We start from the raw sequence: 3,022 nt of genomic DNA on the forward strand, positions 1-3,022 counted from the left end.
GCCTCCTGCCCTGACGACAAACTGGCCGGCGTCCTGCCGGCCACCCTGCGGGCTATTCCACCTCCCGCCTGCTCGCGCCATAGGGGAGGGACGATCAAGAGCGGGGGGCCCTACCCTGTAGGAGCGCACCCAGTGCGCGACCGCAGAGGTCACAGATGCACTGCGGTCGCGCACTGGGTGCGCTCCTACAGAGAGAGGGAGAGATTGTCGCTGGCGATGTGCCGCGCAGCGGCACGAGCCTTCAACAACCCCCTGTGTGGCGGTGAGGGGTGGACGAGCAGGCCCCGCAGGGGTGCCCGACAGGACGTCGGGCACTTTTCGTCCGGGCAGGAGCCCGGTCGAAAAGCCCGGCCGCCCCTCACGGACTGGCTGGGCGAAGCCCGGACAGCGCCACGCGGGGTGCCTTTCTCTTTGGTTACTTTCTCTTGGGCAAGCAAGAGAAAGTGACCCGGCCTCCGGCAGGAGGACGGAAGCCCGCGGCAGGCGAGTCCATCGCGGAGACCAACAAGTGCAACGCCAAAAGTCTTCGCCCATCGCAAAGATGACCATGCAGACCGGCGCGAAAGGCTGTCGCGCACAGGGTGCGCTCCTACAAGGGAGCGAACGCCACGCGAAGAGGAAGTGACCCGGGCCCGCGGCAGTGGCTCGGAAGCCCGCCGTCCCACGCGGCCCCTTCGGTCGCAGGAACCTGCAATCGAGCGACACGGAGGCTGCATGACCCGCGATCCCCCTCGGCCCGCCCCACGGGCATTCTGCACACCACGCCTGCGCCCCGCCACGCAGGCCGGCAAAAGCAACCGGCGGAAAGCGGCCCGCCAGCCCCCCGCTGGCGGCATGACCGCCATTTCCGCTATTTTTCTCCTCTTTACGCCCAACGGCGCGACTGACAACCCCTTCGGGAGTCCGAGTGAGCATCAAATCCGACAAGTGGATCCGCCGCATGGCCGAACAGCACGGCATGATCGAGCCGTTCGAGCCGGGCCAGATCAAGACGCGCGACAACACCAGGCTGGTGTCGTACGGCACGTCGAGCTACGGCTACGACGTGCGCTGCGCGCGCGAATTCAAGATCTTCACCAACATCAATTCGACCATCGTTGATCCGAAAGCCTTCGACCCGACCAGCTTCGTCGACGTCGAGGCGGACGTATGCATCATCCCGCCCAATTCCTTCGCGCTGGCGCGCACGGTCGAGTACTTCCGCATCCCGCGCAAGGTGTTGACCATTTGCCTGGGCAAGAGCACCTACGCGCGCTGCGGCATCATCGTCAACGTGACCCCGCTGGAACCGGAATGGGAAGGCCATGTGACGCTGGAGTTCTCCAACACCACGCCGCTGCCGGCCAAGATCTACGCCAACGAGGGCGTGGCGCAGATGCTGTTCCTCGAATCCGACGAGGAGTGCGAGACCAGCTACAAGGACCGTGGCGGCAAGTACCAGGGCCAGCAGGGCGTCACCCTGCCGCGCACCTGAGACGGGCCCGAGGCGCACCTGAACGGCTGCCGGGCTGATCCGGTGCGGTGGCCCGGCGCAGCGCTACACTTCCGACGTTCACACCGATGCATTGCAGGAGATTCCGCATGACCCGTTTTCCCACGCTGCTGACCCGCGCGGCCGCCGCCATCCTGCTGGGCAGCATGCTGGTGCTGGCCGGCTGCCATCGCGGCGGCACCAAGGACGAAGTGCGCACGGCGGACATGAAGAGCCAGTTCGACGCCACCATCCAGGCCTACAAGAACGGCCAGTTCATCGTCGACGGCGCCGTGTTGTCGGCGCTGGATACGGGTAGCCACTTCGCCTATCTCAAGGACCAGGGCAAGCTGCCCAAGACCGTGCTGGTCGAACCCAGCGACGACTCCAAGGTCCGCAAGCAGCATCTGCAGTACATGGCGCGCCTGCAGCTCGACTACGGCTTTACCGTGTACTACGACGACGGCGGCACGCTGAAGAAGATCAGCGTGGTCGACACCAAGGCGCGTGACCTCGAAGACTACAAGGCGCCGGTGAAGGCCTCGGAACCGCCTCCGCAGAAGCATTGATCGATAGCCGGTCGACGGAAAAGCCCGCGAAGTCTGCGGGCTTTTTTGTGGGGTTTGGTGAAGGGCGGTCGCGCACTGGGTGCGCTCCTGCAAAGAGCAGGCGGGCTCACGCTTTTGCAGGAGCGCACCCAGTGGGCGATCAGCCTTCAATGCGCCAACGCCGCGCGCAATCGATCGATCAGCCGTGCCAGCGCCTCTTCCCCGTAAGGCTCCGCCCGTCCGCTGCCCCATACCGGATCGGGCCATGCGGCATCGCCGTCGCGCCGACCGACGACGTGCACGTGCAGCTGGCGCACGATGTTGCCGAGCGCACCGAGGTTGAGTTTCTCGAAGGGCGCCAGCGTGCGCAGTGCCTGCGTGGCGAGATTCACCTCCTGCCACAAGGCGGCCTGCGCCTCGGGAGGGAGGTCGCAGATCTCGACAAGGCCGTTCCGGCGAGGCACGAGCACCAGCCAGGGGAAGCGTGCGTCATTCATCAGCAGCACCTCGCATAGTGCGAGCGATGCCACGGGGCGCGTGTCATTGGCCAGGCGCGGGTCCAGCGCGAACTCGCTCATGCGCCTTGCGCCAGGTGCTTCTCAAAGAAGGCGAGGGTGCGCTCGTAGGCGAGTTTGGCGCTGGCCTGGTCGTACTGCGGTCCCACGTCGCGATTGAAGGCGTGGTCGGCGGGATAGGTGAAGACATCCATTTGGGGAAGCATGTCGCGATGTTTCTGCACCATCTCCGGGGAAATGCTCTTGTCCTTCTCGCCGAAGTGGAACATCACCGGTGCCTTGGGTTTCTCGCCCAGGAACGGCACGTTGCGCGCACCGTAATAACTCACCGAGGGCATGCCCAGGCGCATGGCCGCGAGCATCGCCACCGTGCCACCCCAGCAGTAACCGACCGTGCCGATGCGTCCCGCCGACGAGATGGCTTCGGCCGCGCTCGCCACGTCTTCCACGGCGCGATCCAGGCCCAGCTCGGTCACCAGTGCCTTGCC

At 65.7% G+C, this 3,022-nt stretch carries 4 protein-coding genes; 2 read left to right on the forward strand and 2 right to left on the reverse strand.

Translation table 11 applies throughout. The annotated features are described in order from the left end of the window. Positions 1 to 907: 907 nt before the first annotated feature. Both dcd and JMF82_RS21720 read left to right on the forward strand, forming a co-directional pair. Positions 908 to 1,474 (forward strand): dCTP deaminase, encoded by a 567-nt coding sequence (gene dcd / locus JMF82_RS21715; protein ID WP_201316603.1) that lies wholly within the window; start codon positions 908 to 910, stop codon positions 1,472 to 1,474. Between the two features lie 107 nt (positions 1,475 to 1,581). Continuing rightward, positions 1,582 to 2,040, forward strand: coding sequence for a hypothetical protein (locus JMF82_RS21720; RefSeq protein WP_201316604.1), 459 nt, complete (start codon positions 1,582 to 1,584; stop codon positions 2,038 to 2,040). A 146-nt stretch (positions 2,041 to 2,186) separates the two neighbouring features. Here JMF82_RS21720 and JMF82_RS21725 read toward each other — a convergent pair whose 3' ends face one another. Together JMF82_RS21725 and JMF82_RS21730 are read right to left on the reverse strand one after the other, a co-directional pair. Next, positions 2,187 to 2,597, reverse strand: coding sequence for an HIT family protein (locus JMF82_RS21725; RefSeq protein WP_201316605.1), 411 nt, complete (start codon positions 2,595 to 2,597; stop codon positions 2,187 to 2,189). Further along, on the reverse strand, positions 2,594 to 3,022 hold a 429-nt coding region (locus JMF82_RS21730), incomplete at its 5' end, for a dienelactone hydrolase family protein (RefSeq protein WP_201316606.1). The genes JMF82_RS21725 and JMF82_RS21730, both read right to left, overlap by 4 nt.

The sequence above is a fragment of the Dyella sp. EPa41 genome (assembly GCF_016586165.1).
GTDB lineage: Bacteria > Pseudomonadota > Gammaproteobacteria > Xanthomonadales > Rhodanobacteraceae > Dyella.